The 21401-nt window shown below is 49.0% G+C and carries 21 protein-coding genes; 19 read left to right on the top strand and 2 right to left on the bottom strand.

Annotated elements, in window-relative coordinates; all coding sequences use genetic code 11:
* The 16 genes from FYJ59_RS11710 (at position 1) to FYJ59_RS11635 (ending at position 16753) form a co-directional block, all read left to right on the top strand.
* On the top strand, positions 1-1380 hold the full coding sequence (locus FYJ59_RS11710) for a GH1 family beta-glucosidase (RefSeq protein WP_154497471.1): 1380 nt from the start codon (positions 1-3) through the stop codon (positions 1378-1380).
* A gap of 123 nt (positions 1381-1503) precedes the next feature.
* The gene (locus tag FYJ59_RS11705; protein WP_205839535.1) at positions 1504-2211 is read left to right on the top strand and encodes a M15 family metallopeptidase; all 708 of its coding nucleotides are present in this window, start codon (positions 1504-1506) and stop codon (positions 2209-2211) included.
* Positions 2204-3367 (top strand): hypothetical protein, encoded by a 1164-nt coding sequence (locus FYJ59_RS11700; RefSeq protein WP_154497465.1) that lies wholly within the window; start codon positions 2204-2206, stop codon positions 3365-3367. The genes FYJ59_RS11705 and FYJ59_RS11700 overlap by 8 nt, the downstream gene beginning before the upstream one ends.
* A gap of 7 nt (positions 3368-3374) precedes the next feature.
* The gene (locus tag FYJ59_RS11695; RefSeq protein ID WP_205839534.1) at positions 3375-3668 is read left to right on the top strand and encodes a hypothetical protein; all 294 of its coding nucleotides are present in this window, start codon (positions 3375-3377) and stop codon (positions 3666-3668) included.
* Positions 3669-3761: 93 nt separating this feature from the next.
* Positions 3762-4532 (top strand): alpha/beta fold hydrolase, encoded by a 771-nt coding sequence (locus tag FYJ59_RS11690; RefSeq protein WP_118693443.1) that lies wholly within the window; start codon positions 3762-3764, stop codon positions 4530-4532.
* Positions 4529-6106, top strand: a complete 1578-nt coding sequence (locus FYJ59_RS11685; RefSeq protein WP_154497462.1) for a UDP-N-acetylmuramoyl-tripeptide--D-alanyl-D-alanine ligase — start codon at positions 4529-4531, stop codon at positions 6104-6106. The genes FYJ59_RS11690 and FYJ59_RS11685 overlap by 4 nt, the downstream gene beginning before the upstream one ends.
* 75 nt (positions 6107-6181) lie before the next feature.
* Entirely contained in the window at positions 6182-7363 is a 1182-nt protein-coding gene (locus FYJ59_RS11680; protein ID WP_154497459.1) for a D-alanine--D-alanine ligase family protein, read from the top strand.
* A gap of 234 nt (positions 7364-7597) precedes the next feature.
* Positions 7598-8635, top strand: a complete 1038-nt coding sequence (locus FYJ59_RS11675) for a DnaJ C-terminal domain-containing protein (protein WP_154497456.1) — start codon at positions 7598-7600, stop codon at positions 8633-8635.
* A 163-nt stretch (positions 8636-8798) separates the two neighbouring features.
* The gene (sufC, locus tag FYJ59_RS11670) at positions 8799-9545 is read left to right on the top strand and encodes a Fe-S cluster assembly ATPase SufC (protein ID WP_154497453.1); all 747 of its coding nucleotides are present in this window, start codon (positions 8799-8801) and stop codon (positions 9543-9545) included.
* 17 nt (positions 9546-9562) lie between these two features.
* Positions 9563-10975 (top strand): Fe-S cluster assembly protein SufB, encoded by a 1413-nt coding sequence (gene sufB, locus FYJ59_RS11665; protein ID WP_154497450.1) that lies wholly within the window; start codon positions 9563-9565, stop codon positions 10973-10975.
* 14 nt (positions 10976-10989) lie between these two features.
* Positions 10990-12084 (top strand): SufB/SufD family protein, encoded by a 1095-nt coding sequence (locus FYJ59_RS11660; protein ID WP_154497447.1) that lies wholly within the window; start codon positions 10990-10992, stop codon positions 12082-12084.
* A 23-nt stretch (positions 12085-12107) separates the two neighbouring features.
* A complete protein-coding gene (locus tag FYJ59_RS11655; protein WP_154497444.1) occupies positions 12108-13331 on the top strand; it encodes an aminotransferase class V-fold PLP-dependent enzyme in 1224 nt (407 codons plus the stop codon).
* On the top strand, positions 13321-13752 hold the full coding sequence (gene sufU, locus FYJ59_RS11650; protein WP_022152742.1) for a Fe-S cluster assembly sulfur transfer protein SufU: 432 nt from the start codon (positions 13321-13323) through the stop codon (positions 13750-13752). The genes FYJ59_RS11655 and sufU overlap by 11 nt, the downstream gene beginning before the upstream one ends.
* A 109-nt stretch (positions 13753-13861) precedes the next feature.
* The gene (locus FYJ59_RS11645; protein WP_117464798.1) at positions 13862-14179 is read left to right on the top strand and encodes a DUF1622 domain-containing protein; all 318 of its coding nucleotides are present in this window, start codon (positions 13862-13864) and stop codon (positions 14177-14179) included.
* Positions 14180-14473: 294 nt separating this feature from the next.
* Positions 14474-14989 carry a hypothetical protein gene (locus tag FYJ59_RS11640; RefSeq protein ID WP_154497442.1) on the top strand — a complete coding sequence of 172 codons (516 nt, stop codon included), beginning with the start codon at positions 14474-14476 and terminating at the stop codon, positions 14987-14989.
* Positions 14990-15019: 30 nt separating this feature from the next.
* Positions 15020-16753: a carbon starvation CstA family protein gene (locus FYJ59_RS11635; RefSeq protein WP_154497441.1), complete on the top strand. Its 1734-nt coding sequence runs from the start codon at positions 15020-15022 to the stop codon at positions 16751-16753.
* Positions 16754-16830: 77 nt separating this feature from the next.
* Here FYJ59_RS11635 and FYJ59_RS11630 read toward each other — a convergent pair whose 3' ends face one another.
* Together FYJ59_RS11630 and FYJ59_RS11625 are read right to left on the bottom strand one after the other, a co-directional pair.
* Positions 16831-17673, bottom strand: coding sequence for a DegV family protein (locus tag FYJ59_RS11630; RefSeq protein WP_154497439.1), 843 nt, complete (start codon positions 17671-17673; stop codon positions 16831-16833).
* 54 nt (positions 17674-17727) lie between these two features.
* Complete coding sequence (locus tag FYJ59_RS11625; protein WP_154497437.1) at positions 17728-18198, bottom strand: MarR family winged helix-turn-helix transcriptional regulator; 471 nt, start codon at positions 18196-18198, stop codon at positions 17728-17730.
* 179 nt (positions 18199-18377) lie between these two features.
* On the opposite strand from FYJ59_RS11625, the gene FYJ59_RS11620 reads away from it, so the two are divergent.
* The 3 genes from FYJ59_RS11620 to FYJ59_RS11610 all read left to right on the top strand — a co-directional run bounded on the left by FYJ59_RS11620 (position 18378) and on the right by FYJ59_RS11610 (position 21399).
* Positions 18378-18977 (top strand): AAA family ATPase, encoded by a 600-nt coding sequence (locus FYJ59_RS11620; protein ID WP_154497435.1) that lies wholly within the window; start codon positions 18378-18380, stop codon positions 18975-18977.
* A gap of 105 nt (positions 18978-19082) precedes the next feature.
* Positions 19083-20204: a 5' nucleotidase, NT5C type gene (locus FYJ59_RS11615; protein WP_154497433.1), complete on the top strand. Its 1122-nt coding sequence runs from the start codon at positions 19083-19085 to the stop codon at positions 20202-20204.
* Between the two features lie 82 nt (positions 20205-20286).
* The gene (locus FYJ59_RS11610) at positions 20287-21399 is read left to right on the top strand and encodes a GntR family transcriptional regulator (protein WP_154497431.1); all 1113 of its coding nucleotides are present in this window, start codon (positions 20287-20289) and stop codon (positions 21397-21399) included.
* The last annotated feature ends 2 nt before the right edge of the window (positions 21400-21401 follow it).

Here is a 21401-nt window from a genome sequence, read left to right as displayed (position 1 = left end):
ATGAGCTTTCGCAAAGATTTTGTTTGGGGCGCGGCAACAGCAGCTTACCAGATTGAAGGAGCCGCTTATGAGGACGGCAGAGGAGAATCCGTTTGGGATGTGCATTGCCATGACACGCGTAAGAACCCTGAAGGAAAACAGAATATTTTAGACGGAGAGACAGGTGATGTGTCTTGTGATTTTTACCATCATTATGAGGAAGACATTCAGAGAATGAAGAATATGGGCCTGAAAGCATTCCGCTTTTCCATCAGCTGGTCCAGAGTATTGCCAGACGGTACGGGACGGGTGAATGAAAAAGGACTGCAGTTTTACAGTGATTTGGTGGATGCTTTGCTAGAGGCGGAAATTGAACCCTGGGTTACTTTATTCCACTGGGATTTTCCCCAGCAATTACAGATTCGCGGGGGATGGCAGAATCCCGAGAGCCCCGAGTGGTTTGCAGAATATACGAAGGTAATCGTGGACAGACTCTCCGACAGAGTGTCCCACTGGATGACATTAAATGAGCCACAGTGCCATCTGATTATCGGACATGTGCAGGGAAACTGTGCTCCGAAGTTACGGCTCACCGAGCCGGAGTATCTGCTGGCAATCCATAATCACCTGAAAGCCCACGGCAGAGCGGTGCAGGTCATCCGAAAATACGCGAAGAAAAAGCCCGAGATCGGTGTGGCATTCTGCTTCGGAAGTTCGGTGCCTGTAAGCGACCAACCTGAGGATGTGAAAGCAGCAAGAATTGCCACCCTGCGGGAAGATACGAAGGACCTGTGGGCAGTCTCCTGGTGGCTGGATCCCGTCATTTTAGGACATTATCCGGAGAAAGGCATGGAAGCCTATGGCGAGAATTGCCCGGAGGAGTTACGGAATCCGGAAGACCTGAAACTGATCTCGGAACCGTTGGATTTCCTGGGAATCAATGTCTACCAGAGCGGACGAGTGGAATCGGATGGTCAGGGGGGATATCGCGAGGCGAAGAATCCCTGCGGAGCACCGGTGACTGCAATGAAGTGGCAGGTGACACCGGAGAGTCTGTATTATGTACCGAAGTTCCTGCAGGAAAAATACAAACTTCCCATCGTAATTACGGAGAACGGACTGTCCTGTCCCGACTGGGTATTCCTGGACGGTAAGGTTCATGATCCTATGCGAATCGACTTTATGCACCGCTATTTAAGCTGCCTGAAAAAAGCGGCAGAGGAGGGAACTGATATCCGGGGTTATTTTGCCTGGTCAGCTATCGATAACATGGAGTGGAACAACGGTTATACGGAGAGATTCGGACTAATCTATGTGGATTACACCACTCAAAAGAGGATCCTTAAGGACTCCGCATACTGGTACCGCGAGGTGATTGGATCGAACGGTGAAAATCTGTAAACGAAAATAAAAAAGAGACTGCTATTTTGATATGCAGTCTCTTTTTTTGATGCACCAGACACTTGCCATATTTAGTGGAAAAGGGGTATTATGATAAATATAAATAATAAGGAGGCTGATCCCATGAGGCCGATACCGACGATCGGGGATCCGGAGCGCTATATAGACAGTGCGTTTGTGGATTCCGCGTTTATAGAATTGAAAAGCTGTGATCTGTGGGATGTGAAAATGCTGTATCCGATCCTACATATGGACCATGCGGAAGAGAAGTGCTTCGTCCGTAAGGAGATGTATGAGAGGCTGGTGAAGGCGGCGGGGAATCTGCCGGACGGTTACCGGTTCCGCATCTGGGATGCCTGGCGCCCCTTTGCACTGCAGCATGAATTGTTTGAAAAGTATTCTGTGGACATCATCCGGGATTTTCATTTAGAAGAGCTGCCAGAGGCAAAAAGGAGAGCTGCAATCTGCAAATTTGTCTCCGACCCGGTACCGGATACAAAGGTGCCTCCCGCCCATACCACCGGAGGAGCCATTGATCTGACGCTTCTGGATCCGGAGGGCAGAGAGCTTCCTATGGGATGTGGATTCGATGCTTTTACGGATAAGACCTGCGCAGCGTATTTTGAGGCACCGGAGCATGTACAGGGGGCAGCGGACGAGCAGGTCCGTGAAAACCGCCGTCTGCTTTATTATGCTATGATAGATGCGGGATTTACCAATCTGCCGTCGGAATGGTGGCATTATGACTACGGCGACCGGTTCTGGGCATATTACATGCGGAAGCCCGCAATCTATGAGGGCGTATTTACGAGGGAGGAAATTCATGGATAATCAGAAACAAAAGAAGAAAAAAAGTGTGATGGACACCTTGTCCGCTACTATGGTACTGGTGCTGATCTCACTATTGCTGGTATTTGTGGGATATACCTATCTGGCACTGAAGAACGGTTACACCTTGGATGACCTGATCGACAATATTGTGGGGAATCTCATCGGTGTGCTGGCAGCATTTCTGTTATTCGATATACTGAACAACAAGCTGACCCAGGATGCCTACGCCAGAGAGACCTCCCAGCAGATCACCAAGACGCTGATGGGAGAGCCGGAGATCCTGGATTCCTTCAGCGATGAAGATAAAAAGACTTTCCTGAAATCCACCATTACCTCCATGATAAAGGATGAAGATGCGGTGGATATGCTTTCTACCAATATGGAGAAATATTTTGACAGGGCAAGAGGCGCCAGGATCCGGAAAATGTTCGATTACACGATCAATCTGGAGCCGAATCTGACGGAGGAATATGTAAAAGCCGGATTCCCCGGAGCCACAGACGGAAAGTATTACCTGATCGATGAGGAATTGAAGTTCAGCGTAAAGTGTCTGGGAGGAACAGACGAGAACTACACGGGTGATGTGATCAGACTCGGTTTCGCCTATGATAAAAAGAGTCTGGACGGTGGATTGCTGGAGACCGGACAGGATGCGGATTTCACCAAGAGCATTTTCAATGAGGATCTGGTGGTGGAACCGGAAGCCGTGGACTTCATCAACAGTATTCCCGCGGATAAGATACGGGATGTGATCAATGACCTGTTCATGCCGATCTTGCGAATTGACAACAGCGGAGATAATGACGACGAAGCGCAATTCGAAGTAGAACGTAAGAGCAACGGATTTATCCTGAAATTCAAGCTGGATTTTGACCGCAACGAGGCAAACGGGGAGCATCTGGTCAGCATCTATTTCAAGATGCCCCGGGTATGGAACTCTATTTTCGAGGTGACTCTGGTGGATCCGACCAAGGAGCCCCATATCAAGCTGAAATACAAGAACGGAATGGATGTCACTATGTATTCCTATCTCAATAAGGAAAGCACTGCCAATGTCGGAGCCTGCATCCAGAGAGCCGGACTCTATGACATTGCGATCAAGGACGAGTGGATCTACCCCAAGAGCGGCGTGATCTTCCATATTAAGAAGGCGTAGAATAAATATGAAACCAAGATCTCCTCAAAGTATGCAATTATATAAAATGCTCCTATCCCGCGGCTATCCGGAATCGTTCTGTAATCTGGTGACGAAGAATCTGAATACGGATTTTACGGCGAGCCGTATGATCGGTTATCTGTGTCATTATTCTGATCTGCCGCCGGAGGAGATTGCGGACGAAATGCTGGCGATCCTAAGTGACCGCAATCGTATTATGCAGAAGAAAGAACTGGAAAGTAATAATGCAGAGTGGAATCGTATTCTGATGCAGGGATTGGACACGGAGGACGAAACCTGAGGAAATAAACGGATTTGTTTTCGGTTGCCATTGCAGCAGATTCCGATTATAATAAAAGATTGTAACAGCAATGACACTGAATTGAGGTTTTCAATGAATATAGTAGTAGACGGATATAATATATGTTATAAAACAACCGGTACCGGCGATAAGACAGTCGTGATCTTACAGGGCTGGGGTACGGATCTGGGAGTGTATGATTCCGTAGCCGGTGTGATAGACGGCAGCAGGTACCGTGTGATCCAGTTCGATTTCCCGGGTTTCGGCGGCAGCGATGAACCGAAGGAACCCTGGGATGTGGACGGATTTGCGGACTTTTTCTGCAGATTTATGGAAGTAATGCAGGTAAAGCAGGCCACCCTCATCGGGCATTCCTACGGCGGACGCGTGATCATCAAGCTGGCGGCCAGAGAGAGCATCCCTTTTGAGATCACGAATATTATCCTGATCGACAGTGCCGGTGTCCTGCCGGTGCGGACTACTGCACAGAAATGGAAGATCCGCAAGTACAAGATTTTGAAGAAATTCCTGAACATGAAGCTGATCTATGCCATGTTCCCGGAGGTGATCGATGACTGGAGGAGCCGACAGGGATCGGCAGACTACCGCAATGCGACACCCATGATGCGTCAGTGTATGGTGAAGGCGATCAATGAGGATCTGACGGAGCTGCTTCCGAAGATCCGTCAGGAAGTACTGCTGATCTGGGGAGATCAGGATACGGCAACTCCTATCCGGGATGCACATATTATGGAAGAGAAGATACCCAACTGCGGCCTGGCAGTGATCCCGGGAACCGGTCATTTTTCTTTCCTTGAGAAACCGGCACAGTTCCGGGGAATTATGGAGGCATATTTGAAATGATCATACGTGTGCTGATAGCGGTCGTGCTTGCGGTTCCGGCATATTTTTATACCATGCGGTATAACATGCATATGTTCCAGCAGAACGGCTATAAGAATAAAGAACACCTTCACTGGCTGAAGAAGAAGTTCCGGCTACAATGGATTCTCTATTTTGGCCTGGCACTGGGCATTGTGACCTGTGTGTTCCCATATCTTGCCCTTGAAATCTTCGAGTATCTGATACTGCTCGTGATCATCGTGGTATATCGTGCCATGAAGCGGATGAACACGAAGAAAAAGCTGGTGTATACCGCCCGGGTCAAGAGATTGCTCGCTACGGAGCTGATCCTTACGGCTGCGGTATTCGCTCTGGTGTGTGGATTGGGCGGAATGAAGCGGATCCCGGGACTGTGCCTGATCCTGGTATCTGTGAATCTGTTTCTGGATATTGTGGCTAATGTCATCAATCATCCCATGGAGGCGGGGATCAATCAGCATTATATCAATGATGCTGTGAGAAAGCTGAAAAGCGTCCCGGGACTTACCGTCATCGGTGTGACCGGCAGCTACGGCAAGACCAGCGTCAAGTTCTATTTGCAGACACTTTTACAGGAAAAATATAATGTACTGGTGACGCCTGAGAGTTTCAATACGCCTATGGGTGTGGTGAGGACCATCCGCGGTTCCCTGAAGCCCACCACAGAGATCTTTGTCTGTGAGATGGGTGCCCGCCATGTGGGCGATATCAAGGAGATCTGCGATATGGTGCATCCCGATCACGGTGTGATCACATCTATCGGACCGCAGCATTTAGAGACCTTTTTTAACATGGAGAATATTCAAAAGACGAAGTTCGAGCTGGCGGATGCCCTGCCGGAAGGCGGCATGCTGTTCTTGAACGGTGACAACGATTATATTCAGCAGCAGGCAGCTTCTCCCGCTTATGATCAGACCCCGGAGAAAATCTTCTATTATTCTGAGACGGAAGGGACAGGATACTGTGCCAAAGATGTGAAGGTATCCCAGTTAGGTACGGAGTTCACGGTAGTGACCCCGGACGGCGAGAGCGAGAGATTCCAGATGCGTCTCATCGGTGCCCACAATGTCATCAATGTGGTGGGGGCTATCGCAGTTGCTCATAAAATGGGCATGACGCTGCAGGAACTGCGGATCCCGGTACGCCGGATCGAGCCGGTGCCTCATCGTATGCAGATGCGGGAGCACGGCCTCGTGACCATTATTGACGATGCTTATAATTCCAACCCTGTAGGTTCCAGGGCAGCGGTCGAGACGCTGGCTATGTTTGATGGTATCCGGATCCTGATCACGCCGGGCATGGTGGAGCTGGGTGACAAGGAAGCGGAATACAATCATAAATTCGGTAACTACGCAGCGGATTGTTGCGATTACATCTTGTTAGTGGGCAGACGGCACACCGAGCCCATCAGGGAGGGCGTGTTGGAGAAGGGATTCCCGGAAGAGAAATGCCTGGTATTCGACAAGCTGGAGGAAGCCGTATCTTACGCCTATGCCATCAAAGGGCAGGGACATAAGTATATTTTATTAGAGAATGACCTGACGGATAACTATTAGACGATTCAGGTGCGATTTTGCAAAAGTGGTTCCGGATAGTTGATAGAGAGTAGGAAAATCCAGGAGGAAAAATAGATGAAGACAAGAGTAGCAATGCTGTTTGGCGGCAAGAGTGTAGAGCACGAAGTATCCGTGATCTCCGGCATCCAGGCTGTCATGAATATGGACACAGACAAATACGAAGTAATTCCGGTCTATATGACCAAGCGCAATGAAATGTACATCGGTGAGGAGATCGGCAAGATCGAATCCTATAAAAATATCGATGAACTGTTGAAAAAGTCCCAGAGAGTGATCATGACCAATGAGGATGGAAAGGTATTCCTGACACCATTCCCGGTGAAGCTGTTCGGCGGGAAGAAACCGGTAGAGATCGACGTGGCTTTCCCCGTAGTACATGGTACCAATGTGGAGGACGGCGCTTTCCAGGGTTACCTGAAGACCATGGGCATCCCCTTCGTGGGCTGTGATGTGACCGCATCCGCCATCGGCATGGACAAATACATTATGAAAGCTGTATTAAAAGAGTGTGATGTTCCGGTACTGGATGCACAGCTGTATACGCTGTCGGATTATGCACAGATAGAGACTCTCCTTGACAAAGTGGAAAAAGGACTGGGATATCCCGTGATCGTAAAACCGGTCAACTTAGGCTCCAGCGTAGGCATCAGTGTAGCTAAAAATCGTGTGGAACTGACCCACTCCGTCGACGATGCGTTCAAGTATGCGACCAAAGTGCTGGTGGAGCACGCCATCACCAATTTACGTGAGATCAACTGCTCGGTACTGGGAGATGAGAATGACGCTATTGCTTCCGAGTGCGAAGAACCCCTGCACACCAAAGATATCTTAAGTTATGAAGATAAATACGTCAGCAATGCCAAGGGCAGCGGCTCCAAGGGCATGGCGAGCGTATCCCGCAAAATTCCGGCAGAACTGTCTCCGGAGAAGAGAGAGGAAGTCCGGGAGCTGGCAGTCAGATCCTTTAAAGCACTGGGCTGTAACGGTGTGTCCCGTATCGACTTTATGATCGATGAGGACAACGGCAAGCTGTATTTTAACGAGATCAATACCATCCCGGGATCTCTGGCATTTTATCTGTGGGAGCCGGTAGGAGTTCCTTACAAAGAGCTTCTGGATCGTATGATCCAGCTGTCTTTGAAGAGAGCCCGCACCGAGGAGAGACTGACCTTTACCTTTGACACCAATATCCTGAATTCCGCAAGCTTTGGCGGTTCTAAGGGTGGCAAATTGTAATAGCCGGTTTATGGATTTTATGATTATTTAATATATTTTTTAGCACTCGGGACTTGCGAGTGCTAAGCAGTAGTGATAATATAATCTCTGTAAGAGGAACAAGCGACTGCAACAGCAGACAATTGCTTGAAAAGAGATGTGAAGTGGTCAGCCGCGCAGGAAACTGTGTGGCTGATTTTTACATGGAAAACGTCTTGGTTGTGTGGCTCACCGGTTGGGCAGAATGGAGGGAATATGACGAAGACAACAAAAAGAGATTATTATGAAGTATTGGGTGTCAGCAAGACAGCGGACGCCGCAGCGATAAAAAAAGCATACCGGAAACTGGCGAAAAAATACCATCCGGATACCAATGCAGGAGACCCTGTGGCAGAGGAGAAGCTGAAGGAAGTCAACGAGGCTTACGATGTGCTGGGGGATGAAAAAAAGAAGAAACTATATGATACTTACGGTTTTGCTGCTTTCCAGGAGGGATTTAACGAGGAGGCAGCCAGACAGTATCAGGAGCAGTTTAAGAACGGAGGAGGTTTCCACTACAATGGAGGTACCGGCGGATTTGGTACCGATGGTTTCGGAGGCTTTGGTAACGGCACGTTCCATTACAGTACGGGAGGAAGCGGTTTCGGTACCGGGGATTTCGGCAGCTTCGGCGGGGATGAGGATATTTTTGACAATTTGTTCGGTCAGTATTTCAAGGGACAGAAAGGCTCCAGACGGGGCAGCCGGGCAAACTACCGTAGCAAAGGTCAGGATGTGGAATCCGGCATCACCATCAGTTTTGACGAAGCAATGCATGGCTGCGACAAGACCTTTACCTTAAGAGATCCGGCTACCGGCAAGTCCGAATCCGTGCAGGTGCACATTCCGGCAGGTATTGATACCGGTAAAAGTATCCGCCTGAAAGGTAAGGGCGGTGAAGGTTACTCCGGCGGTGAGAGCGGTGACCTGTATCTGAAGGTGACGGTACAGGAGAAACCGGGCTGGGAGCGTAGAGGACAGGATCTGTATACTACGGTCAATATCCCCTATACTACTGCGGCCTTGGGCGGTGAGATCCGTGTGCCCACGTTGTACGGCGATGTCATGTGCAAAGTGAAGGAAGGTACGCAGTCCGGCAGTAAGATCCGTCTGAAAGGCAAGGGTGTGGTATCCATGAAGGATAAAAATGCCCACGGCGATCAGTATGTCGTGATCCAGATTCAGGTGCCTAAGAATCTGACTCCTGCAGCAAAAGAAAAATTACAGGAATACAAGAAGGTCAGTGGATTTTGATCCACTGGCCTTTTGTGGTGGAATCCGGTGTTGGTTAAAAATGTAATATAATGGATTTGGAATGTACGGCACTTTTGTAGGAATTATATGTTGCATATTTGCAGATGCTTGTATATAATGATGTAGTAATTCCTAGTTGGACGCTAGAGATAGGAGGAAGTATATGTCAGAACAATTATTACAGGTGCGTAACTTGTCCGTAAGTGTAGAGGACAAGCCCATCCTTCATGGAATAGATTTAGAGGTTCGTCCCGGAGAGACCCATGTCCTCATGGGACCCAACGGTGCTGGAAAATCCACATTGGGTTACACCATCATGGGAAGCCCCCGTTATGAGGTGACCGGTGGTGAGATCCTGTTCAAAGGGAAGGAATTATTAGAGGAAACTGCAGACCAGAGAGCGAAGGACGGTATTTTCCTGTCCTTCCAGAATCCCCTGGAGGTACCCGGAGTATCTCTTCGGAATTTCATCCGTAATGCCGTGGAACAGAGGAGCGGTTCCCGTATCAAGCTGTGGACCTTCAAAAAGGAGCTGGAGCAGGCTATGGAGGTATTACAGATGGATCCTTCTTACGGTGACCGTGATCTGAACGTGGGATTCTCCGGCGGTGAGAAGAAAAAGGCAGAGATCTTACAGTTACTTATGTTAAAACCCTCTCTGGCAATCTTGGATGAGACCGATTCCGGTCTGGATGTGGATGCGGTACGTACGGTATCCAAGGGCGTGGAAGAGTACCAGAAGGACAAAAAAGGTGCGCTGCTGATCATCACCCACAGCACCAGAATTTTAGAGTCTCTCCATGTGGACAAGACCCATGTGTTGGTAAATGGCAGAATCGTGGCATCCGGCGATGCTTCCCTGGTAGACGAGATCAACGAGCATGGTTTCGAGCGTTTTCTGGAAGCATAAGGAGGTTGACGATCTGAATGAGTGAACGTGAAAAGACATACGTGGAAGACGTCAACAGAAGCATTTATGATATCCGTAATGAGGAGAAGGACGTCTATCGTATTAAAAAGGGACTGACTCCCGATATTGTGGCGGAGATTTCCGAGAAAAAGAGGGATCCCGCATGGATGGCAAATTTCAGATTACAGTCTCTGCAGATCTATAATGAGATGGAAGTTCCCGACTGGGGTCCCTCTATTGAGGGTCTGAACATGGAAGACATCGTAACCTATGTAAAACCTAATACCCATATGAGTGCCAAATGGTCTGAAGTGCCGGAGGACATCAAGGATACCTTCGAAAAATTAGGGATCCCACAGGCGGAGCGGAAGTCCCTCGCCGGTGTGGGGGCACAATATGATTCCGAGCTGGTATATCACAATGTCAGGGAAGAAGTGGCAGCCCAGGGCGTAGTCTATACCGATATGGAGAGTGCCCTGAACGGGGAATATGCGGATATGGTACGGAAGCATTTTATGAAGCTGGTGACCCCCAGAGACCACAAATTCGCAGCGCTGCACGGTGCTGTGTGGTCCGGTGGCTCCTTCGTATATGTTCCCCCCGGAGTGTCCGTGACGATCCCTTTGCAGTCCTATTTTCGACTGAACGCACCGGGAGCCGGACAGTTCGAGCATACCCTGATCATTGTGGACGAGGGTGCATACCTGCATTTTATCGAAGGCTGTTCCGCCCCGAAGTACAATGTGGCGAACCTCCATGCCGGCTGTGTGGAGTTGTTCGTGGGGAAAAATGCAAAACTGCGTTACTCCACCATCGAGAACTGGTCCAAGAATATGTACAATCTGAACACCAAGCGGGCGCTGGTGGAAGAAGGCGGTACCATAGAATGGGTATCCGGTTCCTTCGGATCTCACGTATCCTATCTCTATCCCATGAGCGTGCTGAACGGTAAGGGAGCGAGAGCGGAATTTACCGGTATTACTTTCGCCGGAGCCGGACAGAATCTGGATACCGGTACGAAAGTGGTTCACAATGCACCGGAGACCACTTCTTATATCAACACGAAGTCCATCTCCAAGGATGGCGGGATCAGTACGTTCCGAAGCTCCGTGGTAGTGAAGAACAGTGCGGCAAAGAGTAAATCCGCCGTATCCTGCCAGTCCCTGATGCTGGACGACAAGTCCCGTTCCGATACCATCCCGGCGATGGATATCCGTACCCAGGATGCCGATATCGGGCATGAGGCGAAGATCGGCAGGATCAGCGACGAGGCAGTGTTCTATCTGATGTCCCGTGGTATCTCCGAGGAGGACGCCAGAGCCATGATCGTCAGCGGCTTCGCGGACAATGTATCGAAGGAGCTGCCGTTGGAATATGCGGTAGAGATGAACAACCTGATCCGCCTGGAGATGAAAGGAAGCATCGGGTAAAGGGAGGACAGAATATGGAAAAAGAATATAATATGACCATCAACCGACTGCCCTCTAAGACATGGAACTGGCTTCGCATGAACGAGACGCAGTTGGAGAAAATAGAGATCCCCGCGGCCGGAGAGGCAAAAGTCACTCTGCCGGAGAAGATAACGACCGCTGAAAACGAAGGAGCTAAGCCCTGGAATGCGGATTTTGCAGGGATTGCCTCCGGTATGGGGGAAGATATGGACGGTCTGCTTGCCGCAGCGGGAGTAAAAGCAAAACATTATGAGGTGCCCGCGGATGTGACAGAGGTGCAGCCGTTACTGCTTGATTATGCCTATGCACAGAACAGCTTACAGGCGGGAGCTGTAGCGGTAAAAGCAGGTAAAAACAGTGAGATCACCGTGATCGAGGACTTTGCTTCCGACAGGGAGGCGTCAGGTCAGGCAGCGGTATCCACCAGACTGTATCTGGAAGAAGGCGCGAAGCTCCGGCTGATCCAGGTGCAGAGACTGGGCAGTGATTTTACTTTTATGAATGATATCGGTGCCCTGTGTGAGGAGAAGGCTTCCCTGGAAGTGATCCAGCTGATCCTGGGCGGTAAAAATACGTATTTAGGATGCAAGACCACTCTGCAGGGCAGAGAGAGCAGCGTGAACACGGATACCGCCTACATCGTAGACGGCGAAGGCAGACTGGATATGAATTATGTGGCTCTGCATGAGGGGAAAAAGACCCAGAGTAATATGCAGGCCGGAGGCGTGTTAAGAGATCATGCCTTCAAATTATACCGCGGCACCATTGACTTCAAATGGGGTGCCAAGGGTGCGGTAGGCAATGAAAAAGAGGACGTACTGTTATTGTCTAATGACGTGGTGAACCAGACCATTCCCCTGATCCTCTGTGCGGAGGAAGATGTGGAAGGCAATCACGGCGCCACCATCGGTAAGCTGGATGATGAGCTGCTGTTCTACTTGGAGAGCCGCGGCATGAACAGAGAGCAGATCTATGAGATGATGGCGATGGCGAAGGTGGATGCGGTCTGCCGCAAGATCCCCGATCCCGCCACACAGGCAAAGGTACAAAAGTTCCTGGGCAGAGCCGTGGAAGAAGAGGAAGCGTAAAGAGTAAGATAACAGGAGGAAGTATGAGTATTTCAGTCAACGAGATCCGCAAGGATTTTCCTCTGCTGGAGAATCAGAAAGTGATCTATATGGATACCGCAGCGACTTCACAGAAGCCGGCCTGTGTCCTGGAAGCAGAGCGGGAATTTTATGAAAAATACAATGCCAATCCCCTGCGCGGACTATACGAGCTTGGAGAGGCAGCAACCGAAAAATACGAAGAAGCCAGAGAGACGGTCCGGGGCTTTTTAAATGCGAGAGAGACAGCGGAGATCGTCTTCGTCCGCAATGCCACGGAAGGCTTAAATCTGGTGGCGTACAGTCTCGGCTCTCTGGTACTGAAACCGGGAGATGAGATCCTGGTGAGCATTATGGAGCACCACAGCAATCTTCTGCCCTGGCAGCAGGCGGCAGCCAGAACCGGTGCGGTGGTGAAGTATCTGGAGTGCACCGAAGACGGAAAATATACCGAGGAAGCTTTTAAGGAGGCACTGAGCGACCGAACGAAGATCGTTGCCATGACCCAGGTATCCAATGTGCTGGGCTGCAAAAACAATATCAAGCGTTTTGCACAGCTGGCACATGAGGCAGGCGCTTATTTCGTGGCAGACGGAGCCCAGAGCGTGCCCCATATGGCAGTGGACGTACAGGATCTGGATGTGGATTTTCTGGCATTTTCCGGGCATAAAATGTACGCTCCCATGGGAATCGGTGTGTTATATGCGAGGAGAGAGCTGTTAGAGCAGATGCCCCCGTTTTTATGCGGTGGAGAAATGATCGATTCCGTCAGCCGTACAGGAGCCGTGTGGGCAGAGGTGCCTCATAAGTTCGAGGCAGGTACGGTGAACGGCGCCGGTGCTTATGCCCTCGCAGAGGCTATCCGTTATGTGCAGAAGATCGGCTTTGATTTCATCGAAGAGAGAGAAGCAAAGCTGACAAAACTGCTGATGGATGGGATGAAGGAGATCCCTGCGGTGCATATTTTAGGATCGCAGAAAGCGGAGGATCATCACGGTATCGTGACATTTAAACTGGACGGCGTGCATCCCCATGATGTGGCATCTGTTTTAGATGCAGATCACATCGCAGTCCGGGCGGGACATCACTGCGCCCAGCCGTTACTACAGCACCTGAAAGTGTTGTCTACCACCAGAGTGAGTCTGGGCGTCTACAATACGGAAGAAGAGATACAGGCATTTTTAACAAGTCTTGCAGGGATAAGGAGACAGATGGGCTATGGAGAATAAAACGTTTTATAATGAGATCCTGACGGAGCACAACCTGCATCCGTATCACAAGCACAAGCTGGAGGATGCGAACCTGGTGTTAGAAGGTGTCAATCCCAGCTGCGGCGATGATATTTTCCTGGAACTGAAGGTGGAGGACGGTGTAGTCGTGGACGGTGCCTTTGAAGGAGATGGCTGTGCCATCTCCCAGGCTTCCGCGGACATGATGCTGGAGCTGGTCATTGGCAGAAGCAAGGAGGAAGCGTTGCATCTGGCAGACCTGTTCCTGAAAATGATCAAGGGAAGTATCACCGATGAAGAGAAGGATGAGCTGGAAGAGGCCTCCGTGCTGCAGGATATCGCCCACATGCCTGCCAGGGTAAAATGCGCGGTGCTGGGGTGGCATACCATGCAGGAATTATTGAAAACAGAAGAAAAATAGCTGATAAAAAGATAAAGATATATCTTGCACGCCCTTTTTGGATACGCTACAATGAAAAAAGAAGTGTAAGAAAAGCGGGGGGCTGTGCATGTTCCACATAGAGCTTATCATTGAATTCCTGGAAAACGTGATGAACAATATTGTCCAGGTGGCAATACTGTTCTTTGAATTTGTCGGAGTGATCGTTATTATTCTCTCCGGTCTGAAAGGGTTTTATAATTATGTGCGGCGGGTGCCGGATATGAAGATCACCCTGGCGCAGGGGCTTGCTGTAGGGCTGGAATTCAAGTTGTGCAGTGAGATCCTTAAGACCGTTATTGTCAGAGACTGGAAGGAGATCGTTACCGTAGCCGGTATCATCGGACTTCGTGCGGCACTGACTTTCCTGATCCATTGGGAGATCAAGGAAGAGAAGAATCATTCCTAAAAATCGGCAGCTGATGAAAATCGGCTGCTTTTTTTAGAATGATTTCCGGTTACCCAACAAAAGTCAATAAGTTTATCCAGATAAAGAGATTAAATTTGTAATGGTATATAGGTTAAATTTGCACCTTGGAAAAAAGCTGTCAGAGGACTAACATATAACGATAAAGTATGTATTTATAAAAAAAGTGTAAAGAAATGCTAAAAAATCCGTTGCATTTGACACTTCGACGTGCTAAAGTTATCAATAGCATGAACGTAAATGTAATCGATTACGCATGCTTAAAAGGAAAGCAGAATGGAATTACAAAAGACACTTACTCCCGGGGAAGCGCTGGAACGCGTCCTGCGATCTTATCAGACCTACTACAATATCAAAACAGAGGCTGTAGAACCGCCATTCGCAGCCGAAGCAATCTTCGGATCCCATAATGAGCAGTATTTTCTGATCAAGAAAGCCAAGGTGGCAGATATTGACACCAACGAGACCGTGTATTTTGCCACAGAAGAATCTTTATCCAAGGAACGTCTTCTGGAACTGGACGCTATCGCCTGGGAGCGGGGAACTGCAAATGTGCAGCCGTCTTCCAATCACAGGAACAGTGATGTCGTCCTGATCATTCTGACCGCTCATGCCGGGGAGGATGCTCTCGCACAGGTGAAAAAATGCAGGCATTATCAGAGTTACCTCTGGGGATTCCATGGCTGGAGCAATTATCGTCTGATTGTCGCCGAGCTGTCTTCGGGTCGGATCGTCCACAACCGCCACGGACAGATTCTGAAGAAGCTCGTAAAAAAGGCAATGATAAATTAAATCTGTGTATTAAGAAAAGGAGAAACACAAATGACAGCATTATTAATCGTTGTAGCCGCTATTGTACTGTTGTTTATCGGCTATGTGTTCTATGGCTCCTGGCTGGCAAAACAGTGGGGCATCGATCCTACCAAGAAGACTCCTGCAATTGAGAAGGAAGATGGTGTGGATTACGTCGCAGCTAAGCCTGCCGTACTTATGGGTCATCATTTTTCATCTATCGCCGGAGCAGGCCCGATCAACGGACCAATTCAGGCTTCCATCTTCGGATGGGTTCCCGTATTCCTGTGGTGTATCATCGGTGGTATTTTCTTCGGCGGTCTGCAGGACTTCGGATCTTTATTCGCATCTATCAGACATGACGGTAAATCTGTAGGTGAGATCATTGAGGATTCCATGGGATCCAGAGCTAAGAAGCTTTTCATCATCTTCGCACTTCTGGTGCTGATCCTGGTAATCGCTTCCTTCGTTAACATTGTGGCAGGTACTTTCCTGACCCTGGCGGATGATGCCGGCAAGACCGCTTTCGGTTTTGTGACCAATCCTACCGGTAATCAGTCTACCGCAATGATCTCTCTGCTGTTCATCGTTCTGGCTGTTATTTATGGTTATGTGACCAACAGAATGGGCGTTAAGACTCTGCCCGCTACCATCGGTGGTATCATCGGTATCGTAGCTATTACTGTTATAGGTCTGAACGTTGGATTTGCCATGAACCGTATCGCATGGATCGTATTTGTAGGTGTTTACATCGCAGTGGCTTCCCTGGTTCCCGTATGGATCCTGTTGCAGCCCCGTGACTACCTGTCCAGTTTCCTGCTGTATGCTATGATCGGTCTGGCATTCATCGGTGTCGTTGCCGGTGCTTTCACCGGTACTGTCGCATTCGATATCCCTGCGTTTACCAGCTGGGAGCCCAAGGCAGGACAGACATTGTTCCCTATGCTGTTCATCACTGTAGCATGTGGTGCATGTTCCGGTTTCCACAGCCTGATCGCTACCGGTACTTCTTCCAAGCAGTTAGCGAACGAGAAGGATGCCAAGGCTATCGGTTACGGCTCCATGCTGATCGAGTCTGCTCTGGGTATCATCGCGCTGGTAGCAGTCGGTGCAGTATATCAGAAGTATTTAAACGGTGAGTTCGGATCTCCCGCAGCTGCATTCGCTGCTGGTATTGCATCCATGTTCGGTACCGAGACCTCCAAGGCATACGGTACGATCTACGCACTGCTCACACTGTCTGTATCCGTATTCGCACTGACCAGTCTGGATACCGGTACCCGTCTGAGCCGTTTCATGTTCTCCGAGTTGTTCCTGAAGGAAGGCGAAGCTACTTACAAGGATGCCAAGGGTGCACGTAAGGTGCTGGCTCATCCTCTGTTCGGTACTGTATCCATGGTACTGATCGGCTGTATCCTCGGCGGTCTGTCCTTAAGCCAGATCTGGGGTCTGTTTGGTGCAGCGAACCAGCTGCTCGCAGGTATCGCACTGATGGCAGTAGCTGCATGGCTGGGTGAAGTTGGTAAGAACAACAAGATGTTCTACTTCCCTATGGTATTCATGCTTGCTGCAACTCTGACCAGCCTGGTGATCACCGTGATTAACAAGTGCAAGGCAATCGGTGCCGGCACTGCTACATGGGGTGACTGGTTCCAGCTGTTCTTCGCAGCTGCAATGGCAGTTTTGGCAATCTTCCTGGTAGTGGAAGGTGCACAGACCTTCGTTAAGCAGATGAAAGAAAAGAAAGCGAAAAAGGCTGCTTAATCAGAGAAACAAAAGACAAATAAGAAATCCCGGAGACTGTGTGAAGTCTTCGGGATTTTTATATTTAGTTCTATCTATTAGTGTTCAAAAAAGGCAACCGCAACAGCTCCGGGGCCTACATGGGTTCCGATGGTGGCTCCCAGAGTGCTGATGGGAAGTTCCTTTGCGTAATCCTTCCACAGATGTTCGCTGTCGTGAATGTATTTTTGCAACAGCTCATCACTCAGACCGGTATAACCCAGACAGAAAGGACGGGAGAAATCCACACCGTCAGCTTTTTCTATCTCACGGATCAGAAAGTTACTGCCGTTTTTGGAACCGCGGGCTTTCCCGAGCATAATGATCTCACCGTCTGAGACAGCGACCACAGGCTTGATGGCCAGTGCACCGCCGATGAATGCCACGGTAGAGGAGATACGTCCGCCTTTTTTCAGGTATTCCAAGGTGTCCAGAAGTCCCATGGTGTGGATCTTGGATTTCTCCTTTTCGAGAATGCTGACAATTTCTTCTGCGGATTTACCCTGATCCTTTAATTGCAGACCATACTCTACCAGAATGCGTTCTCCTATGGTGGCATTCATGCTGTCTACGACGAATACCCTACCCTCATAATCTTCAGCAGCGATCCGGGCACTTTGGCAGGTGCCGGACAATTTACCGGAGATAGTGATCACGATGACGGTCTCCCCCGCGGAGACTGCCTGCTCATAAGCGGCTTCAAAGACAGCGGGAGATACCAGGCTGGTGGTGGGGAGAGTGTCACATTCGATCAGCTTTTCGTAGAATTCTCTGTGGCTGATGGTGACTCCGTCTGCATATTCGTCGTCGCCGAAGCGGATGTGCAGCGGCAGGATGGTGACATCCTCCCTGGGGTGGTTCATATCAGATGCGGAGTCTGTGATAAAACGTATTTTTTCCATGATAATATTCCTATTCTTTTTATTATAGTTTGGCAGCTAAATGTTTCTTCCTGCTCATTTTTTTTGTGGATGCTCGGAAGGGAACTCAGCAAGGTATTGTTCCAGATTATGGGAGATCCTCTCCAGGGAATCGTAGAGATTCACCCGCTGTTCCTCTGTCATGCCGTCTCCGCCGTGAGCCAGTGCAGAGTAGATCCGGGAACCGATTTTTTTGACTACAGTGCTGCCTTTCTCGGTCAGATAATATAAAGTGCGGTAGGAACGCTTGTTTTCCGGCAACTCACAGGACACCAGGCCTTTAGCACTTAACTGGCTTAATGTCCGGGAAATGGCAGCTTTATCTTCCTTACAAAGCTCTGTCAGCTGTGTGGCAGTCAGCCCCTCCGGATGTTTTCCAAGGTAATACAGACACATAGTGTAACCTGCTTTTAAGTCTAATTGCCCCATTTCCAGTTCTTTTAATTTCTGCAGATAACGGTGCAATTCCGTGATCGACACAACGAATCTTTCAAAACGATCCTGCATGGACAATCCTCCTGTAAAATGTTGATGAAACAACAACTCTATGAAGTGTAACACATGGATGTTGACAAGTCAACAGCCAAAAAAGTTTGATAAATAGTTGACAATCTCAAAAAATCGCGCTATATCTAATTGAAAAGGGGACAGATAATAATAAATACATAGCGGAAAGGAAGATTTTTATGGTTAAGAAATTGATCCTGGTAACATCACCACCTGCCTGCGGAAAAACTTATATTTCCAAAGCTTTGGCGAAGAGACTGCAGCATGTGGTATATTTGGACAAGGATACTTTGATTACATTGTCAAAACAGATATTTGTAGTAGCGGGACAGCCTTATGACAGAAGCAGTGACTTTTTTGAAAAAAATATCCGTGACTATGAGTACGAGTGTGTTGTGAATCTGGCTATGGAAGCATTGGATTATGATGATATTGTATTGATCAATGCACCCTTTACCCAGGAGATCCGGGATATGGATTATATTCATAATCTGAAAGCCAAGCTTGCAGAGAAAAATGCAACGCTGGTGGTCGTATGGGTGGAAACATCTCCGGAGATCGTACATGAGCGTATGATCGCCAGAAATTCCGATCGTGATACCTGGAAGCTGGCACACTGGGATGAGTATATTGCATCCTGTGATTTCTCCATTCCGGAGAATCTGGATGATCCTAAGGAGAAGGATGATCTGATCCTGTTCCAAAATAATAATGAAGAAGAATTTGAAGCATCCATGCAGAACTGTCTGCATATCCTGGAAGAGGCCATGAAGGGCTAGAGATATCCGGAATGTATGGATTGTGCTGTGCACCGGTTTATGCTATGCTGAATACAGATCGCATATAATAATAGAATGTATCTGTATAAAGTGAGGAAGCACAGTATGCTTAGACCTAGTATCGGTATTGACTGGGACGATGTCACCGCCCCGTTTAACAGCATAGCCATCCGTATGGCAAATGAAAAATATCATCCGGAGAAGCCTTACCGCCTGGAAGAGATCACTTCCTGGGCCAATGAGGGAAGAACTTCGGTGATCAAAGAATTTTATAATGATCCCGAGCTGTACAGCCGGCAGATTCCCACGGAGGAGACAAAGCGTGGGATCCGCCGGCTGATGCAGATTGCGGATGTTTTTTTTATTACGGCGGTATCGCCGCATTTTATGGGAGTGCGGGCAGAGCAGATCATGACGCAGTTCCCGGAGCTTCCACCGGAGAATATTATATTGGGAAGTGCGAAAGACCGCGTACATTTTGATATTGTACTGGATGATGCCATTCACAATATTTTGGACAGCAAGGCAGAGTATCCGGTGTTGATGCGGAAGCCATGGAATGCCAAAATGACAGGGCTCCTGTCTGTGAATACCATGGCGGAATTCGTGTCGCTGGTGCGTCAGATCATGAAAGCCTCCACTTCAAAGCCGGAGAAGATCACCGCTCCGGCGGTACTTGCACTGGTGGGACCTTCCGGCTCCGGTAAACGTGAGATCACAGAAGCTCTGTGCGGCAGCAAAGGTGGAAATACGACAGAGAATATCAGCGCGGAGCAGTTGTTTGTGCGACCGGTGAATTATTGCACGGAACCGGAACGTCACGGACACCGGTATGTTTCAGAAGAAGCCTTCGACCGGATGGATTTTTTTGAAAAAACAGCTTATGCGGGAGTACGTTACGGAACGAGAAAAGAAGATATCCGTGAGCTGCTGGATCAGGGGAAGTTTGCTGTGATCCCGGTGGATATGTGCGGCGCTATCGCCATGAAGAGGTCTTTTCCCACGCACATTATATACGTGGCGCGCGACAAGGAAAAGCTGATTGCCGACATCATAGAATCTGACTACGACACCGAGGAGAAGACCTTGCGGATCCTGTCCATTGATGCGGAAAAACGCAACCGGAAAATCTGCGATCATGTCATTCATAATGATACCATAACCAGTGATTTTGTCAGCGGTGCGGAAGAACTCAGAAAGCTGATCATGCCGGAAAGTGAAAAATGATGAGAAATATAGGAACAGTGTTGTCTGGAAACAAGATTTGGATAGGTAAAATCCAGATAGAGAAAGAGAAGGGCTTTCATCAATGGAAGAAAAACAGCTGAAATACTATAAAATGCATCATGACCTGGAGGAGCAGATCCACCGGGGAGAACTGCGGGCGGGGGATCGTGTGCCTTCTGAGAACCAACTGGCGGCTGCTTATCAGGTGAGCCGTCAGACTGTCCGGAAAGCACTGGCGATCCTGGAACAGGAAGGATATATTTATGCAATGCATGGAAAAGGAACCTTTGTATCGGAGCGGTTACGTCCCAGACATAAATCCCACAATATAGCTGTAGTGACCACTTATCTGTCGGATTATATTTTTCCGAGGGTCATTCAGGGGATTGATGATGTCCTCACGGCAGAAGGCTATAGTATTCTGCTGAAAAATACCCACAATTCCAGAAGCCAGGAAGCCAGATGTCTCGAAGAGCTGTTGCAGAAGGACATCGACGGAGTCATCATCGAACCCAGTAAAAGCCAGATCAGCTGCAGGCATCTGCATTTATATGAACAGCTCGAAAGCTATGGAATCCCTTACGTGTTCATACAGGGCTGCTTCGACCGGATGGAGGACAGACCACAGGTGCTGATGGATGACTGCAGGGGCGGATATATGATCACAAAGTATCTGTTAGACAATGGGCACCGTAGTATTGCCGGAATCTTCAAGGCGGATGACATCCAGGGGCAGAACCGCCATCGCGGCTATGTGCAGGCATTACAGGAAGCGGGTATGCTCTACGATCCCGATAAGGTGATATGGTTCCATACGGAGGATAGAAAGGTACATCCCCGGGAAGGAATTCTGCGACTACTGGCAAAGGGGATTTCACTGGATGCCGTCGTATGCTATAACGATCAGATCGCTATGCAGATCATTCCGGCACTGGCCTCCCGCGGGATCCGTGTTCCGGAGGATATTTCTGTCACCGGCTATGACAACTCATGCATGGCCATGGGAGATGGTTTTCACCTCACGACCATCGTGCATCCCCAGGAGAAGTTGGGAGAGATGGCCGCACAGTTGCTGCTGTCTCTGCTGAGAGGGGAGACCTTGCAGCCGGAGCAGAGTAAAATCCTCATCCAGCCGGAGCTCGTGGTGGGAAACTCCTGCTGCGGTATATTCACCTCCAAATATACAACTTGTTAGTA

The sequence above is a fragment of the Waltera intestinalis genome (assembly GCF_009695995.1).
Taxonomy (GTDB): domain Bacteria; phylum Bacillota; class Clostridia; order Lachnospirales; family Lachnospiraceae; genus Acetatifactor; species Acetatifactor intestinalis.
The sequence above is the reverse complement of the archived record's forward strand: the minus strand, read 5'-3'. Positions and strand labels throughout refer to the sequence as shown.